General features: G+C 67.4%; 10 protein-coding genes. 3 read left to right on the plus strand and 7 right to left on the minus strand.

Annotated features, from left to right (window positions below; translation table 11 throughout):
• The first annotated feature begins 2,969 nt into the window (after positions 1-2,969).
• Positions 2,970-3,926 (plus strand): ParA family protein, encoded by a 957-nt coding sequence (locus tag ACLML9_RS01595; RefSeq protein ID WP_411943770.1) that lies wholly within the window; start codon positions 2,970-2,972, stop codon positions 3,924-3,926.
• A gap of 57 nt (positions 3,927-3,983) precedes the next feature.
• A complete protein-coding gene (locus ACLML9_RS01600) occupies positions 3,984-5,000 on the plus strand; it encodes a ParB/RepB/Spo0J family partition protein (protein WP_411943758.1) in 1,017 nt (338 codons plus the stop codon).
• 93 nt (positions 5,001-5,093) lie between these two features.
• Here the strand turns inward: ACLML9_RS01600 and ACLML9_RS01605 are convergent, their stop codons facing one another.
• The gene (locus tag ACLML9_RS01605; protein WP_411943771.1) at positions 5,094-5,234 is read right to left on the minus strand and encodes a hypothetical protein; all 141 of its coding nucleotides are present in this window, start codon (positions 5,232-5,234) and stop codon (positions 5,094-5,096) included.
• Between ACLML9_RS01605 and ACLML9_RS01610 the strand changes: the two genes are divergently transcribed.
• A complete protein-coding gene (locus ACLML9_RS01610; protein WP_411943759.1) occupies positions 5,218-5,943 on the plus strand; it encodes a GNAT family N-acetyltransferase in 726 nt (241 codons plus the stop codon). The genes ACLML9_RS01605 and ACLML9_RS01610 overlap by 17 nt on opposite strands.
• Before the next feature lie 22 nt (positions 5,944-5,965).
• Here the strand turns inward: ACLML9_RS01610 and ACLML9_RS01615 are convergent, their stop codons facing one another.
• From ACLML9_RS01615 to ACLML9_RS01640, 6 genes are all read right to left on the minus strand, one after another.
• Positions 5,966-7,159 carry an N-acetylmuramoyl-L-alanine amidase gene (locus tag ACLML9_RS01615; protein ID WP_411943760.1) on the minus strand — a complete coding sequence of 398 codons (1,194 nt, stop codon included), beginning with the start codon at positions 7,157-7,159 and terminating at the stop codon, positions 5,966-5,968.
• Positions 7,160-7,334: 175 nt separating this feature from the next.
• Positions 7,335-7,667, minus strand: a complete 333-nt coding sequence (gene trxA, locus ACLML9_RS01620) for a thioredoxin (RefSeq protein WP_030524460.1) — start codon at positions 7,665-7,667, stop codon at positions 7,335-7,337.
• 41 nt (positions 7,668-7,708) lie between these two features.
• Positions 7,709-8,698 (minus strand): thioredoxin-disulfide reductase, encoded by a 990-nt coding sequence (gene trxB / locus ACLML9_RS01625; protein WP_411943761.1) that lies wholly within the window; start codon positions 8,696-8,698, stop codon positions 7,709-7,711.
• 146 nt (positions 8,699-8,844) lie between these two features.
• Positions 8,845-9,705, minus strand: coding sequence for a hypothetical protein (locus ACLML9_RS01630; RefSeq protein ID WP_411943762.1), 861 nt, complete (start codon positions 9,703-9,705; stop codon positions 8,845-8,847).
• Positions 9,706-9,836: 131 nt separating this feature from the next.
• Positions 9,837-10,415, minus strand: a complete 579-nt coding sequence (gene sigM, locus ACLML9_RS01635) for an RNA polymerase sigma factor SigM (protein ID WP_411943763.1) — start codon at positions 10,413-10,415, stop codon at positions 9,837-9,839.
• A 265-nt stretch (positions 10,416-10,680) separates the two neighbouring features.
• Positions 10,681-14,517, minus strand: coding sequence for a lipid II flippase MurJ (locus tag ACLML9_RS01640; protein WP_411943764.1), 3,837 nt, complete (start codon positions 14,515-14,517; stop codon positions 10,681-10,683).
• Between the last annotated feature and the right edge of the window lie 624 nt (positions 14,518-15,141).

Raw genomic sequence — 15,141 nt, forward strand, 5'->3', positions numbered from 1 at the left:
CCGGAGTCGCGGAGTCGCGGAGTCGCGGAGTCGCGGAGTCGCGGAGTCGCGGAGTCGCGGAGTCGCGGAGTCGCGGAGTCGCGGAGTCGCGGAGTCTTCGGTGCACATGTGAGTCCTGCGGGCCGCGCTCGCTGTTCCCGGTAGGGTGGTTGTGGGTTGATCATCGACCGCGGCCCGGATCGACCGGCAGGCGGATACTGGGAACTGCCCGGCCGGGGCCGAAGGATTTGCAGACCGTCTCTCCTGCGGCCCCTACCGGCCCGCTTCCACTCCCCTGAGGTTCGGTGATCGCCCAGCTGCTGAAGCCGGCCTGTGGTGTGGGGCCCAGATTCTGTGATCGCGCGATGTGGGGCAAGCGGCCGGGATCTTCCGTCGGTCGAGTAGCCGGGTGGCCCGGCCCGGGCGAAGGCGCACGGGCGGGTTTCACGTGAAACGGATTGGTTTGCCGGCTCGGCTGGTTCGGCGCGCTGGCGACTTCCCGTCCCGCGGAGTCGTCCGCTTAGAGTCGGTGGGCGGAATTCGACGGGTGCCCCGGTGATGCGCGAACCTTCCCTGCACCCGAACATGCGGGATCGTCGTGTCGCACCATGCGAGTTAAGACTCGCGCCGGGTGCCGAGGTCCTGGGAGCAGAGCGCAGTGGGATCGATGCCGGCGGGAGCGGCTTCGTGGAGGAGTCCGAGGGCCAGTAGTTCCGCGTCGGTGATGATCCGATGGGTCGGTGGTAGCCCGCTTCTCCGCACGCGAGATGAGAGGTCGGGCGAGTTGGATCGGCAGGCCTCGCTCCGCCTGCGCCGCCACAGACAGTCCAGTTCATGGGTGATCCCCGGCCGCTGCAGGTCGGCCGGATCCGGGGGCGCCGCGTCACTGAACCCGATCCGCAACGGCCCGTCACCCCGATCGGGTCGCTTCGTTGTCGGCGGTGTCGATTCCGCATCCGGCGGCGTTCTATGGGCACGGGAGCGCGATCCGGATCAGTGCGCGCGGCGGACTGGTCCGCGTTCGGGAACGCCCTGCTGCCGCGTTCAAGACGCGCTGTTGCTGTGTTCGGAACGCGCACCTTCTTCATTCGGCTCGGCCTCGCTAAGCCGGCGTGGTGGGCGAGGCCTCGGCATCGAAGTCGGCCGCTTTGCGTCGACAGGTTGGATGCGGTTGGTTCCCTGCCACTGGTCGGTTCGCTGGGCGCGCCGGTGAACTTCGCGTGCACGTTGAGCGGGAATCGCAGCAGCAGATCGAGACCGGTGCGATGCGCCTTTGAACTGCGGGGCAGGCCGGTCCGGTTGGGGTTCGGTGGAAGCGGCCGGAGCGGGCCGATCCCGTGGTCGACCGGGGTACATCGGCTGCTTGTCTCCGACCCGTTACGAATGCTGCGGGGAACATGCTCAACCGTTGGGTCGATGTGAATCCGAACGGGTACCTACCGGGCATTCGCCGGTCGGGCGGATGCGCTGCCAGAATCTGGCGCTCCACGCTCGGCGATCCGATCCACCACGCTCGGGGTGTGGTTGGCGCGGGTGAGATGTCGCCGCGGAGTGTTGGGTAGGTCGTGACGCAGGCTGACGGCGCGGTACCTCCCGGCCATATGACTTCGTGGTCCGAAGGTGCGGGTGGTGTCTCCAGGCAAGTGGTGCTGTGTGGGTCGGTCGTACACCGCGTCGGACAGCGCGATAGGGCCTGGTGGGAGCCGTACCTGCACGAGGGCGCCGGGCCGGCCTGCGCGTTCCTGGGCTGGGTACGGCCGGGCGGCGACTGGGAGAAGCGGTCCGCGGCCGCCGATTCGGCGGAATCGGCGCACCGGAATCACTGCGCGACGTGCCTGTACGGCAGACACGGTCGACCGGACGGGCAGCTCGTGACTTCCCTTTCGCTATCGGGCCGGGGTGGGGTATCCGATGGGTGGCGGTTCGTCGTCGGCGGGGCGGGCCATTGGTCAAGTACGGCCGGCCGCAAGTGATGCGCGCAGGGTGCGGCAGGTGCCTCTGCGTAATACGGGTAACTCTGAGATCGCAGCCACGCGGGGCGCCGGGCCGAGTCGACGAACGCTGCCTTGGCGAGTGCCGCTGGTCGAGGGTACGCGGCACGAACCAACCTCGTAATTGATGCCGGACGGAGTAAGCCGGTCCGGCTGCTCTGGTCGAGCTACGTCGAGCGGACAACACGGGGCGGACAACGCTCGGTGGTCGAGGAAAGGTGGTCGACGGACGCCCGATACCTGGTTGTCGACGATCAGGGGGCACGGAGAACCGAGTTGCGCACTCGGCGGGCTGACCATGAGTGTGGGCTTCACCTACCCGGCGAACCGTCACTGTGACAACCAGGTCGGCTACTGGGGATTGCAGGGGAGATTTCAGTCAACGCGGTGACCGCCGAGACGGGTCATTCGTAGCCTTTCGATCGCCCCCGCAAGTCCGGAGATGGTGACGTAGAAGGCTGCGTGGGCGGTTGGTGAAAGGAGTCGATGACTGTTCCCGGGAACCAGGTTCCCGCGGAGCTTCCCGCGAGGGATGTGACACGTGGTCGATGTTTCCCGTGAAACATTGCGATGCAACTCGTCGGCGACCCTGGTTTTGCCTCGAAATGCGGAAAATTATACGTGTCGTGGGCGCGTCGCCGCGATTCAGCTTTCTTATCGCGCCTACGGCTGGCAAGCTATTGAGCGTCGGGCGTGAGCGTCGGTGCCACGTAAGAATCTTGGTGTTGCAGCGGCGAAAGCTCCGCTCGGTCGACTGGCGACTGAGCGTCAGCGTCGGAGGAGGTAGCTTCGCGTGGTCAGGTATCGCAGCGAAGCTGTCCGGTCCTCACGCAGATGCCGAGGTCGTCGTCGTGGAGCATGATTCGAACCAGTACGGCTTGTTTCGACGACACGGCGCCGGCGTCCGTCAGGCCACGTGACTTGCAGTTCTCGCGTTAGGAGCGGTCTATGTCGAGCGGTTCAGCGAATGTTTCACGGGAAACATCACGCGTACCGGGAATGCTGGACAACAGCAATATCGGCCCGGAAGCCTTGGGGAGTACGCCGTATGGGCACATCTCCCCCACCGAGACGCCGATTGCTGCCGAGGCGCACCGCGCGAGCCAGCTAATGCATCCAGGAAAGGTGACAGTGCCGAAACCGCATGAGCAACGCATCATCACCGTGGCCAACCAAAAGGGTGGAGTGGGTAAGACCACGACGACGGTGAATCTGGCCGCAGCTCTGGCACACCAGGGTATGAAGGTGCTCGTGATCGATCTGGATCCGCAGGGCAATGCCAGTACCGCGCTCGGGGTCGAACATCACTCGGGTATCCCGTCCACATACGAACTGCTGATCGGTGAGATCAAGGTTCAGGATGCGATCCAGCAGAGCCCGCACAGCGATAATCTCCTCTGCATTCCGGCGACGATCGATCTGGCCGGAGCCGAGATCGAACTGGTCTCCATGGTGGCCCGTGAAGCTCGGCTCAAGGGGGCCATCCAGGAAGCCAATATCGCCGGCTATGACATCGACTACGTCATGATCGATTGCCCCCCTTCGCTCGGTCTGCTCACCATCAACGCGATGGTCGCGGCGCGCGAGGTGCTGATCCCGATCCAGTGCGAGTACTACGCGCTGGAAGGTGTGGGTCAGTTGATCCGGAACATCGGCCTGGTGCAGTCGCATCTCAACCCCGACCTTCATGTATCGACTGTGGTGCTCACGATGTACGACGGACGCACCAAGCTGGCGGACCAGGTCGCCGAGGAGGTGCGCAGCCACTTCGGCGATGTGGTGCTGCGCTCGGTGATTCCGCGCAGTGTCAAGGTCTCCGAGGCGCCCGGGTACGGGATGACGGTTCTGGATTACGATCCGGGCTCCCGCGGTGCCTTGAGCTATCTGGATGCCGGCCGGGAACTCGCCGCACGCGGTGTGGTGAAGTACGCGGCGGCGGCGGATGGCGCGGAGTGAATGGATCGAGTGTGATCGGGCGTGGTTGTGGACGCGGGCAAGGGAAAGGGTAGGCCGGTGAGTCAGTCGAAAAAGGGTGGGCTGGGACGCGGTCTGGCGGCATTGATTCCGACGGGACCGGCGCCGGTCGCGGCGGGTCTGGGGACCGAGGCGGCCAACGCGGTGATCGGACTGGATCCCGGGCCCCGACCGGCATCCACCTATCTTCATCAGGTGCCGGAACCCATGGAGGTTCCGGAGCTGGCTTCGGCCGGTGACGCGGTGTATCGAGAGATAGCACCGGACAAGATCGAGGCGAATCCCAAGCAGCCGCGTCAGTATTTCGACGACGAGGCCCTCGAGGAACTCGTCCACTCGGTCCGGGAATTCGGGCTCATGCAGCCGATCGTGGTCCGGGAAATCGAATCGGGCAGTGGCCGGTATCAGCTCATCATGGGCGAGCGGCGCTGGCGGGCGTGCCAGCAGGCCGGTCTGGAAACCATCCCGGCCATCGTTCGTGAGACCAACGACGATGCCATGCTCCGGGACGCGCTGCTGGAGAATATTCACCGCGTTCAACTGAACCCGCTCGAAGAGGCAGCGGCCTATCAGCAGCTGCTCGAAGAGTTCGGGGTCACTCAGGAGGAGCTGGCAACCCGGCTCGGCCGGTCCAGGCCGGTGGTGACCAATATGATCCGGCTGCTGAAACTACCGATTCCGGTGCAGCGCCGGGTCGCGGCCGGTGTGCTCTCTGCTGGGCATGCGCGCGCATTGCTCGGTCTCGAGGGTGGCGCCGATGCGCAGGAAGTGCTTGCGGCCCGGATCGTCGCCGAGGGGCTCTCGGTGCGTTCCACCGAGGAAGCGGTGAAGCTGGCGAACCGGGAGGAGGAGCCGCCCAAACCTCCGGCACCGAAGCGGCCGCCGATCCACTCTCCTGGACTGCAGGATGTGGCCGACCGCCTATCGACATCGTTCGATACCAAGGTTTCGGTGAGCCTCGGTAAACGGAAGGGCAAGATCGTGGTCGAGTTCGGATCGGTGGACGATCTGGAACGGATTGTCGAGCTGATGATGCAGTCGGCACTCGAAAACTGAAATTTCGTCGTGTCGTCCGCGCAACCTCTCCCTCGGAGCTGAAACGTCACTGTGACAGTGGCTGGTCGTTGGGTCAGGGCGCGGCTACGGGAATCAATCGAAGATCACGGTGACGCGAAATGAGGCGGGTTCGCTTGATCGCATATTCTGGCTGTCGAGAAAACAATGATGCGGCGTGAGCGTAGACGAGTCGGATAGCTGGAGGCTGAGCAGAGCGGTGTCGACCAGCGTCACAGGACTAACCCTGGAAAGCATCAGCCGGCTACCGGCTCATGCCCGCCGCTGTGTGTTCTGGGAAATGGATCCCGCGGTGGCCGCGGACTCGTGCGGATTCAGCGATCCGGTGTTCGAGAAGGAAGCCTGGATCTCGACGGTCATGCTCGAATGGGGTTCCTGCGGCCAATTGGCGACCGTCGATGACAAGACCGTCGGTTGCGCCCTCTACGCGCCACCCCGGGTCGTTCCGCGCTCCGGCCTCTTCCCCACCTCCCCCGTGAGCCCCGACGCGGTACTGCTCACCACCCTCGGTACGGAGTACCCCGACCTGGACGGCGATATTGCCTACCGCCTGGTGCAGGGCGTGGTTACCGACCTGGTCCGGCGAGGTGTGCGCGCACTGGAAGCATTTGGTATCCGCGGGATCCCGGCGAGCACCGCCCTGTCCGACCGACCCACCGGAACCATGCGCCTGATGGAACGGATCGGCGCCCCCGATCGCGGCACGCGCGGATCCAGCCTGGACTGCAGCCCTCAGAACTGCATGATCGAATCCGACTTCCTCGAGGAGGTCGGATTCGAGGTGGTGGCGCCACACCACCGCTTCCCACGGTTGCGGCTCGAACTCGACACCGACCACGACTGGAAGGAAGATGTCGAGCACGCCCTCGACCAGCTGCTGGCCGCCGCGTCGATGACCGTACCGACCCGGGTCCTCACGTTGTAGAACCGCCGGCCGGGGAACTTCGCTATCCGCTGTCGGCGGCGGCGAGCTCTTCGGCCAGCAGTTCGGCGAAAGTGTATGTGCCGGTGGGCTGATCGTCCTGCCCGAGCAGGTAGAGGCGTTTCACCGAGATCAGGATCGCTTCCGCGATGACATCGCGCATCCGGGGACTGGCCAGCACCGAGGCATCGTACTGATTGGTGACATAGCCGAGATCGACCTGAACGGTCGGCATCTTGGTCAGGCGCAGCAGATCCCACGTACGCGGATGGGTGCGGCAATCCTGCAGCGAGGTACGGGCCACCACCTCGCGCTGGATGAACCCGGCCAGGACCTGGCCGATCATAGAGACCGACCCGTGCGAATTACCGAAGTAGAACCCGGCGACGCCGTTGGCCATGGGGCTGGAATTGGACGCGCACCGCAGCGAGATCATCAGATCCGCGTCGAAGGCGTTGGAGGTTTCCGCGCGCTCCACATCGGTTGGATTGCTCCCCCACGGGCGGGACAGGAAGGTTTCCATCCCGGTGGCCGCCATCCGGCCCTCCAGTCGGCTGGCGAGATCCCAGAGGACCTCCGATTCGTACACGTCCCCGAACTCGGTGGGCACAGCCCGGCCGCGGTCGTCTCCACCCATACCCGGATCGATGACGATGCGCTTACCGGTGAGCTGCGGCCCGGCCCGGTGCACCACTTCCTCCTCGGCGATCCGGTGCGGATTACCGCCGGTGACCCGGGCACCGAGCAGTTCCAGCGAACGCAGCGTGTCCGGGCCGCAGATACCGTCGGCCGACAGGCCGATCTCGCGCTGGAACGAGGTCAATCCCTCGTGGGTGTGCGGACCGAAGAACCCGTCCACCCGGTGCACATAGAAACCGAGATCCTGCAGCCGGCGCTGCAGCGTCGCCACATCGTCGCCGTAGAGCGGTGCGGAGAGCTGGTAGATGAGCGTGCGGGCGCCCAGACGATACGACGCCTCTTTCAATGCCCGGTAGGTGGCCGGACCGACGACACCGTCGACCAGCAGTCCGCGGTGCTGCTGAAATGCACGCACCGCGGAATCGAGCTGGTAGTCGAAGGTGGCTTCGGTGTCTTTCCAGTATTCGCCCGCGCTATCGGTGTCCACGCCGTTGTGCGCGTGCAGGAACCCCAGACTTGCCAGGGTGCTCCGAACCTCTGCTACGGCTGGACCGGTGTCGCCGTGACGAAGTCGGTGCATGCGTGAGGGCCCTTCCTTCCGTCAATCCCGGGTACCCACTCATGCGACGGCCTACACCCTCGCACGACGGAGCGTGGTCGATTCTGTCAGACCCGGACCGGAATTCGACAATCTTGGTCAGGGCATATTACGGCGCGTCGCCGCGTCACGGCCGCTTGTTGGCGTATTCGAGACGTCAGATCACGTCTTCGAGTTCCCGCAGGAGAGCGGCCTTGCCCTTGGCTCCGACGATCTGTTTCACCGGCTTGCCACCGGCAAAAAGGATCATAGTCGGGATGCTCATCACCTGATAATCGCGGGCGGTCTCGGGATTGGCGTCGATGTCCAGTTTGGCCACCGTGAGTTTTTCGCCGTGCGAACCCGCGATCTCCTCCAGCACCGGGGCGACCATCTTGCACGGCCCGCACCAGGTGGCCCAGAAATCGACCAGCACCGGCTTCTCGCTCAGCAGCACGTCGTCGGCGAACGACTTGTCGGTGACGGTGACCGTGTTGGTGCTTTCGGACATGGATGTTCTCCTTGATCTCCCAGGCGCGACGCGCCCGCGGGTCAGTTCGCTACGGCGACGTCGACCGGCTGGTCTGCGTGCCGCAGCGTATTGCTGGTGATATCGCCCTTTTCGGCGAGCCAGCGTTCGGCGTCGATGGCGGCGCGGCAGCCTGTGCCGGCGGCGGTGATCGCCTGCATATAGGTGTGATCGACCAGGTCACCGGCGGCGAAGACGCCCTCGACGGTGGTCTGGGTGCCCGGCTCACGGACCTGCACGTATCCCTCGGCGTTCAGATCGACCTGGCCGCGGACGAGTTCGCTGCGCGGATCATGGCCGATGGCCACGAACAGGCCGGTGGCGGCGAGTTCGGAGGTTTCGCCGGTGCGGGTGTCACGCAGGGTCAGTGAGGTGACGCTGGTCTCGCCGTGTACCCGGACGACTTCGGCGTTGAGGTGGAAGCGGATCTTCTCGTTGGACTTGGCGCGTTCGAGCATGATGCGGGAGGCGCGGAACTCTTCGCGCCGGTGCACTACGGTCACACTGGCGGCGAACTTGGTGAGGAAGATCGCCTCTTCCATCGCCGAGTCGCCGCCGCCGACCACCACGATGTCCTGGCCCTTGAAGAAGAAGCCGTCGCAGGTGGCGCACGCGCTCACGCCGCGGCCGAGCAGATCCTGCTCGCCGGGGACATCGAGGTAGCGGGCGGCCGAACCCATGGCGAGGATCACCGCGTGCGCTTCGTACACATCGTCGCCGACGGTGATCTTCTTCACCGGACCGCTCAGGTCGATCGCGTCCACATCTTCGGTGCGGATATCGGCGCCGAAGTGTTTGGCCTGCTCACGCATCTGTTCCATGAGGTCGGGGCCCATGATGCCGTCGCGGAAACCGGGGAAGTTCTCCACCTCGGTGGTGGTCATCAGCGCGCCGCCGAATTGGGTGCCCTCGAACACCAGCGGCTGGAGTTCGGCGCGGGCGGCGTACACGGCGGCGGTGTAACCGGCCGGTCCGGAGCCGACGATGATCAGGTCGCGAACTGGCGTGCTCATGGGACCCTTCCAGAAAAGCTAGCGGGGACGATTCGGTCAACAACAGGGTAGACGCGCTTTGTTCCCGCTCCCCCGCGCAGGCGAGTGCTGCCGGGCGGCGGGCCGACCACAGGCCTCGTACGGCCGCAGCGCAGGCGGGGCGATGCCTAGCCGATATCGGTGGGGGCAGCGAGGACATCGGGGTTCCCGGGGCCGCAGCCGGGACCGACCACCAGGGCGGTGATCTGCGCTCCGTTGCGGCCCCCGACCAGGATGAGGACCGCTTCGCGGCCGTGGAAGTCCATATCGGCCGACCCCAGCACCGGACGATCTATCCCGGCGGCCGCTACGCAGGCGGCGAGTGCGGCGGGATCGGCGAGGCGACCGCCGACGTCGTTGCGGCCGAGCGCGCGCAGCGCCACCGCCGTATCGAGCCCGGGGCCCGGTTCGGTACTCGCGGAGGGCGGTGGGGCCGCAGTGGGGGCAGTGTCGGTGTCCGAACCACCGACGGAGAAGAACGTGGCCCCGATGGCGATCACGAGCACGGCCGCGGCGGCGAGCCCGGCCGCGAGACGCCGCCGCCTGCGGCGGGCGTCCAGAGAGATGGGCGCGGTGCGGCCCGCGGGCTCGAAAGCTGTTCCGGGACCGGCCCGGTCGGGCGGTGGGGGCTCGGAGCCGAATGCCGGTGGTGGGATACCGGCAGGATTCGGTGGCGCATCGTTCGGTGGTGCGGCGAGCCCGTTCCATGCCGTATCGGTTCCGGAGTCGCCTCCTGGCCGGCCCAGCGATTCGGCCAGTGCGTCCAGGCGGGCGGCGATATCACCGGGGATCGGGCGGGTGATCCGCTCGGCGGCGCCCAGGGCCGCCAGCGATCCGCGCAGCTCGTCCAGCGAGTCGAGATAGCGTTTCGCGTCCGGGTCGCGCTGTACCGCGGGCCACAGGCGAGCACTGAGCTCCGGATCGATATTTCCGGCGTGCAGATCGGCGAGCAACTCCGCCGGGAAAGGAGGTTGCGGAATGGGGCTCATGACCTGCACACCTCCAATGTTGCTGCGTCCATTTGACTCGGATACCGATTCCTGCGGCCGGTTTTCTGTACTCCCTCGGGTGTACATACCGTTCGGGAGGAAAATGTGTCACTGGTACTGACGCGAGGGCCCTACATCTGGTTCCTCTCCACGTGCAGAGAATCCAGTTCGGTCTTCAGGCGCTGCCGGGCCCGCGCACATCTGCTCTTGACGGTGCCCACCGGAACGCCGAGCAGTTCCGCGGCGTCCGCGACGCTGTACCCTTCCACGTCCACCGCGACGACCGCGGCCCGCTGGTCCGGTGGAAGCCGGAAAAGCGCGCGTTCGAGCACCAGCGAGATATCGACCCGGCTGTAATCGTCGGAATTATCGGAGATCTCGGGCCAGACCTCCGGCGCCAGGAGCAGTGTGGGCCGCGCGCGGTTGCGGCGGATCCGGTCCAGGCAGGCGTTCACCACGATCCGGTGCAGCCAGGTGCGCACCCCGGATTCCGCCCGGAAGGACCCGGCGTTGCGGTGTGCGGACAGTAGCGCCTCCTGCAGGGCGTCGGCCGCGTCCTCCGGGGTGTAGCAGACGCGTACCGCGGTCTGCCACAGATGATCGTTGTGCCTGCGGATCAGTTCGGCGAAAGCGTGCGGTGCACCGTTCGCGTGGGCCCGCAGCAGATCTGTATCGGTTGTCGTATCCAGCTGGGATTCCCCTGTTCCCACCGCAGCGGTTCGTGTCCCGGCACGACCCCCCGCGTTCACTTCGGACGCCAATAGCCAACCCCTTGGACAGCGCTCACGGCAGCGACGACAGCCGGTGATCCGGTACCGACAATCACTGCGGTGGGCAGCGTGCGGAATCGAACCCCTTGATCCCGCCGGGCTCCCTGCTGAGAGCGCGGATCGCGATCATATCCCGGCAATTGATTCGGCGGCAACCGATCTCGGCCCACGCGCGTGCACGTGCGGGCCGTCCGGAACGCACCGATCAGGGTTCGGCTTCGAACCCGAGTTCGGCGATGGAACTCTGGAACTGCGCCCCCGAATTACCCAGTCCGGTGACCCAGATGAGGACGTAGCGCGCTGATTGATCGGTCCGGATCGGAACCTCGGTCACCCCATTGCCCAGGACGGCCGTGCCGACGAGCTGGGTCTGATCGAGGGTGGCCGCCTCGGTGGGCGAGGTGCGGATCTCGACATTGGTTCCCGGGGTGGACGAGGTGATCGACACCTTGGTCAGCGTCGCGGGGCTGGGCAGCGTGGCCAGCAGTCCGACACCCTTCTTCAGTGCCGGGAACTGCTGGAAGTACTGGTCGGTGCGCCAGGAGGTCGTCGGATTGCCGTCCGTGGTGGCGGCGGCGCCGGACGGATCGTCGGGGGTGCCCTCCGGGGAGAACACGACCACCCCGCTGGCCGGCACCGGCACTCCGTCGGCCGCGGCGGGTGCCGACGACGGACCCGCCATCGTCTCCGAGGCATCCGGCGCGCGGCTGGTGGTGAGACCGATGACCTTCTGCTCGTTGAGCGGCTCGCTGGAGTCGCCCGGGGCGAAAACGCTGACCAGCCACCAGATGACGATGCCGACGACCAGGGCGGTGAGTATGCCCAGGGCCACCATGATCCACATCATCCGCTGCGATTTCTCGCGTTCGGCAGCGAGCAGTTCCGGATCGGCCAGCGATTCGTCGACCGGGGCCGGGGCCCGCTGCCCGAGTCTCAGCACCGGAATGAAATCGGTCTTCTGGTCCACCACCGACGCCTGCTCCAGCACATGCTGGATGGTGGCGGCGGTCCGGACGCCCTTGTCGGGTTCCAGTGACCGTACCGCCACCGCGGAGATCTCGAACGGGACCTCGGGCCGGATCTGGCGGGGTTCCACCGGAGTGCCGTCGGGACCGAAATCGGCCAGCTGCAGGCCGCCGACCGTCGCGGCGTTACCGCTCATTCCGCCCTGGCGCAGCGGCCAGCGGGCGGTCACGAGGGCATACAGCATGGCGCCCAGACCGCGGACATCGCTCTGCGGGTCCGCGTCGCCCAGGGTGCCGGGGAAGGCCAGCACCGCATCGCCGGACGCGCTGATGCGGATGCGGTCCGGATGGTCGATGGACAGTGCTCCGCCGCTACGGTGGGCCATTTCGGTGGCCGAGGCGAGGACGCGGATGGCGCGCGCGGCACCGATCGGCGACGGGACGGTCTCGGCCATCTCGCGCAGCGAACGGCCCGGGGTCCATTCGGCGACCACGATGCCGCCGGAACTACCGCGCACCACGTCCAGCACCCGGGCCAGGCCCGGCGAGTTGATCCGGCCCAGCCGCAGGGTCCGGGACAGGATCGCCTGCGGACCGTCCTGGCCGGAATTACCGGCGGCCTTCTGATCGGCGTCGACGAAGGTCAGCGCGACCTCACGGTCGAGTTTGATATCGAGTGCCTGCCAGAACCGCAGCCCACGCGCCCCACCGTGCCCGGCCAGCAGCCGGTAACGGCCACCGGCGACCGAGGCCCCGGGAATGAGCTCGGGCCCGCGCTGAACCCGGCTGGACCGGGTCATCGGCGGAACCGGGATCATGCCGGTGTCGTAGACCGGGTCGGTGGCCGAAACCGTCGCACCGGTCTGGTGCAGCTGCTCTTCCGACAGGTGTTCGCCGGGTTCCTCCGGTTCGTATCCGTCGTCCGATCCACCCGCGAAACGCGCGGTTTCGTCGTCGTCGGGGTAGGCCCCCGATTCCGCCCGCTGCGCCGCCGGGTACGCCGGATCGTGCGCAGACGGTCCACCGCCCCCGCGCTGGGTGTGCGGGTCGCCCGGTGCCGACTGCTCCGGGGGAACATCGGTGGACAGGCGACCGCTCGCCGGATTCGAGGAAGAATCGGCGGCTGGGCGCTCGCCCACCGCGTCGTCGCTCACCCTCGGACCTCCTTCGCCCTGGTATGCCGCAACTTCAGCGGTCCTGCCTCTTGTGCTCGTCTGCCGAACAGGGTACGGGAACTGGCCCGCGCCGGTGCGCTCAACCGAGTCCGGCCGGATCACCGGCAGCACCATGGTGCTCTGCGCGTCCATGGCCGAGTCGAAGCCGGAGTACGCCAGGTACGGATCCGGCCGGTGCATAATGCGGGTGGCGTATTCGTCCTCGGCGGGTCCGAGGTCGATCTCGGGGGCCGGCGGGGTGATGCCGAGGCGGCGCGAGACGGCTACCGTGATCGCGACGACCTCGGGGATACCGGCCAGGCGCATCAGCCCGAACGCCACCGCGAACATGACGACCGCGGTGATACCCACACGGATGAACGAACCAGGGCCGCCGAGTGATTCGGTCAGCCGGTCCAGGCCCATGACCCGGTCCGCGATGAGCATGACCGCACCGCCGGCCAGCGAGGCCAGCAGCACCCGGCTGACCGTCCGCCCGACATTGGCCATCCGTAGATCGCCCAGGCTGCGGTGCAGCAGGTAGCCGCCGATCACCGCGCCGGTGGTGAAGCCGAGGCCGGTCGCGACGCCGAGCACGATCACCACCTGCTGACTGCTGTCGGCGATGAACGGGGCCAAAGCCGAGAACAGGATCTTGATCGTGGTGATTCCGAGGATGATCCAGGTGGGTGTCCATGCCTGTTCGCGGGCGTAGAACACGCGCAGATGGATCAGCACCAGCGAGTACGGGATCAGGGTGAACGCCGAGAAGCTCACCGCGGTACCGAGCCGCGAGGCGTCCTCGGCGAACCGGGCGTAGCCGAACAGCGCGTCGCCGACCTGCGGACCGGCGATCGTCAGGAAGGTGACGATGGGGATCAGCGCGATCATGGTCAGCCGGGTGGCGGCCGAGAGATCGTCGACCACCGCGGGGGTGTCGTCGTTGGCGGCGTTGCGGCTCAGCCGGGGCATGATCGCGGTGAGCAGGGTGACGCCGATGACGCCGTAGGGCAGCTGGAGCAGCAGCCAGGCGTTCTGGTAGATCGCCGGGCCCGCCTCGTCGGTCTGCGAGGAGATATTGTTCGCGAAGATGCCGCCGATCTGGCTGATCAGCACGTACAGGATGATGGCGGCCGCCATCGTGCCGAACTGTTTGAGGCGGTTGTCCATCCCCCACAGCGGGCGCAGGTCGATGCCCTGGCGGCGGATCGCGGGTAGCAGGCCGGCGGCCTGCACGATGACGCCGAGAGTTACGCCGCAACCCAGCACGAGCAGTTTCGGGTCGCTCATCCGTACCGGGTCCAGGGTGATCTCCCCCGGCGTCAGTGCGTACAGGCCCAGTACGACCAGGACCACCACATTGTTCAGTACCGGTGCCCAGGCGCCGGGTTTGAACGCGCCACGGGTGTTGAGAACGGCGGTGAACAACGCGGACAATCCGTAGAACAGCACGGCCGGCACCAGCAGGAAGGTGAGTGCCGTGGTGAGGGCGGTGTTGACCTTCCCGTCGGCCGAGACGAAGACATGGGTGGCCAGAATCGGCGCGGCCGCGGTGGCCAGCAGCGCCGCGGTGCCGAGGATGACCGAGGCCGCGGTGACCAGGCGCCGGATGAAGGCGGCGCCGCCGTCGGGGTCCTCCTGCTCGGCCCGGACCAGTGTCGGGACCACGATTGCCGTCAGCACCGCACCCAGCACCAGTTCGGCGATCATGTTCGGAATGAGGCTGGCCGAGGTGAACGAGCTGGCGATGGCCGGGCCCAGCACCGCCAGCAACAGCAGTTGTTTACCGAAACCGGTGATACGGCTGATCAGGGTGGCGATCGCGATCGACCCGGAATCCTTCAGGAGTTTGACCTGACTGTTGTCGGCCTTCTCCGGGGATGCGGCCGCGGCGGGTTTCTCCGCGACGGCGACCGCGGGCAATCGGCCCGTTCCCGGCCGATTGTGCGCGGGAACCGCGGCAGCGGAAGCCGGTACGGGTTCCCGGCCCGGCGGCACCTGGCGGAACGGCTGGGAGGGGGGCCCCGGGCGCGGCGCCGACTGCTGCGGCCCGGGTCGGTTGCGCACCCGGGGCTGCGAGTCCGGTGCCTGCGGCCGGGCCTGGGGAGGCATGGGGGGCCGCCCCGGGGCCCCGGGGCGGCCCGGTGGCGGGCCACCGGCGGGCGGTGGCTGCATCGGCCGCATCCGTTGCGCGGGGAACGGTTCGGAGGACGGGCCCGCGGCGGGGGCACCATCGGGGCGGGGGCGCAGGGGAGGACGCCCGTCGTCGGGTCGTCCCGGGCCCGGCGGGCGGGCACCGAGCGCCGGCGGCCGGCCCGGACCGGGTATGGGTGATCGGCCCGGGGGCGGCTGCCGGCGGCCACCGGGCATCGGCGGTACGGCGGCCTGCGCGGGCCCCGGGGGGGTGGGCCGTGGTTCGGGGGTAACGGCCGGGCGGCCACCTGAGGGTGGCGCGGCGCGTTGCTCGGGGGGGACCGCCGGGCGGGCACCCGGGGGAGGCGCGGCGCGTTGCTCGGGCGGGACCGCCGGGCGGGCACCCGGGGGAGG

The organism is Nocardia sp. NPDC002869, from assembly GCF_046764065.1.
Classification (GTDB): Bacteria; Actinomycetota; Actinomycetes; order Mycobacteriales; family Mycobacteriaceae; genus Nocardia; species Nocardia rhamnosiphila.

What these genes read in the sequence shown, in the direction of transcription:
- trxB (WP_411943761.1), bottom strand. Translation starts at nt 8,698, where the DNA reads ATGAGCACGCCAGTTCGCGACCTGATCATCGTCGGCTCCGGACCGGCC.
- ACLML9_RS01595 (WP_411943770.1), top strand. Translation starts at nt 2,970, where the DNA reads ATGCTGGACAACAGCAATATCGGCCCGGAAGCCTTGGGGAGTACGCCG.
- trxA (WP_030524460.1), bottom strand. Translation starts at nt 7,667, where the DNA reads ATGTCCGAAAGCACCAACACGGTCACCGTCACCGACAAGTCGTTCGCC.
- ACLML9_RS01615 (WP_411943760.1), bottom strand. Translation starts at nt 7,159, where the DNA reads ATGCACCGACTTCGTCACGGCGACACCGGTCCAGCCGTAGCAGAGGTT.
- ACLML9_RS01630 (WP_411943762.1), bottom strand. Translation starts at nt 9,705, where the DNA reads ATGAGCCCCATTCCGCAACCTCCTTTCCCGGCGGAGTTGCTCGCCGAT.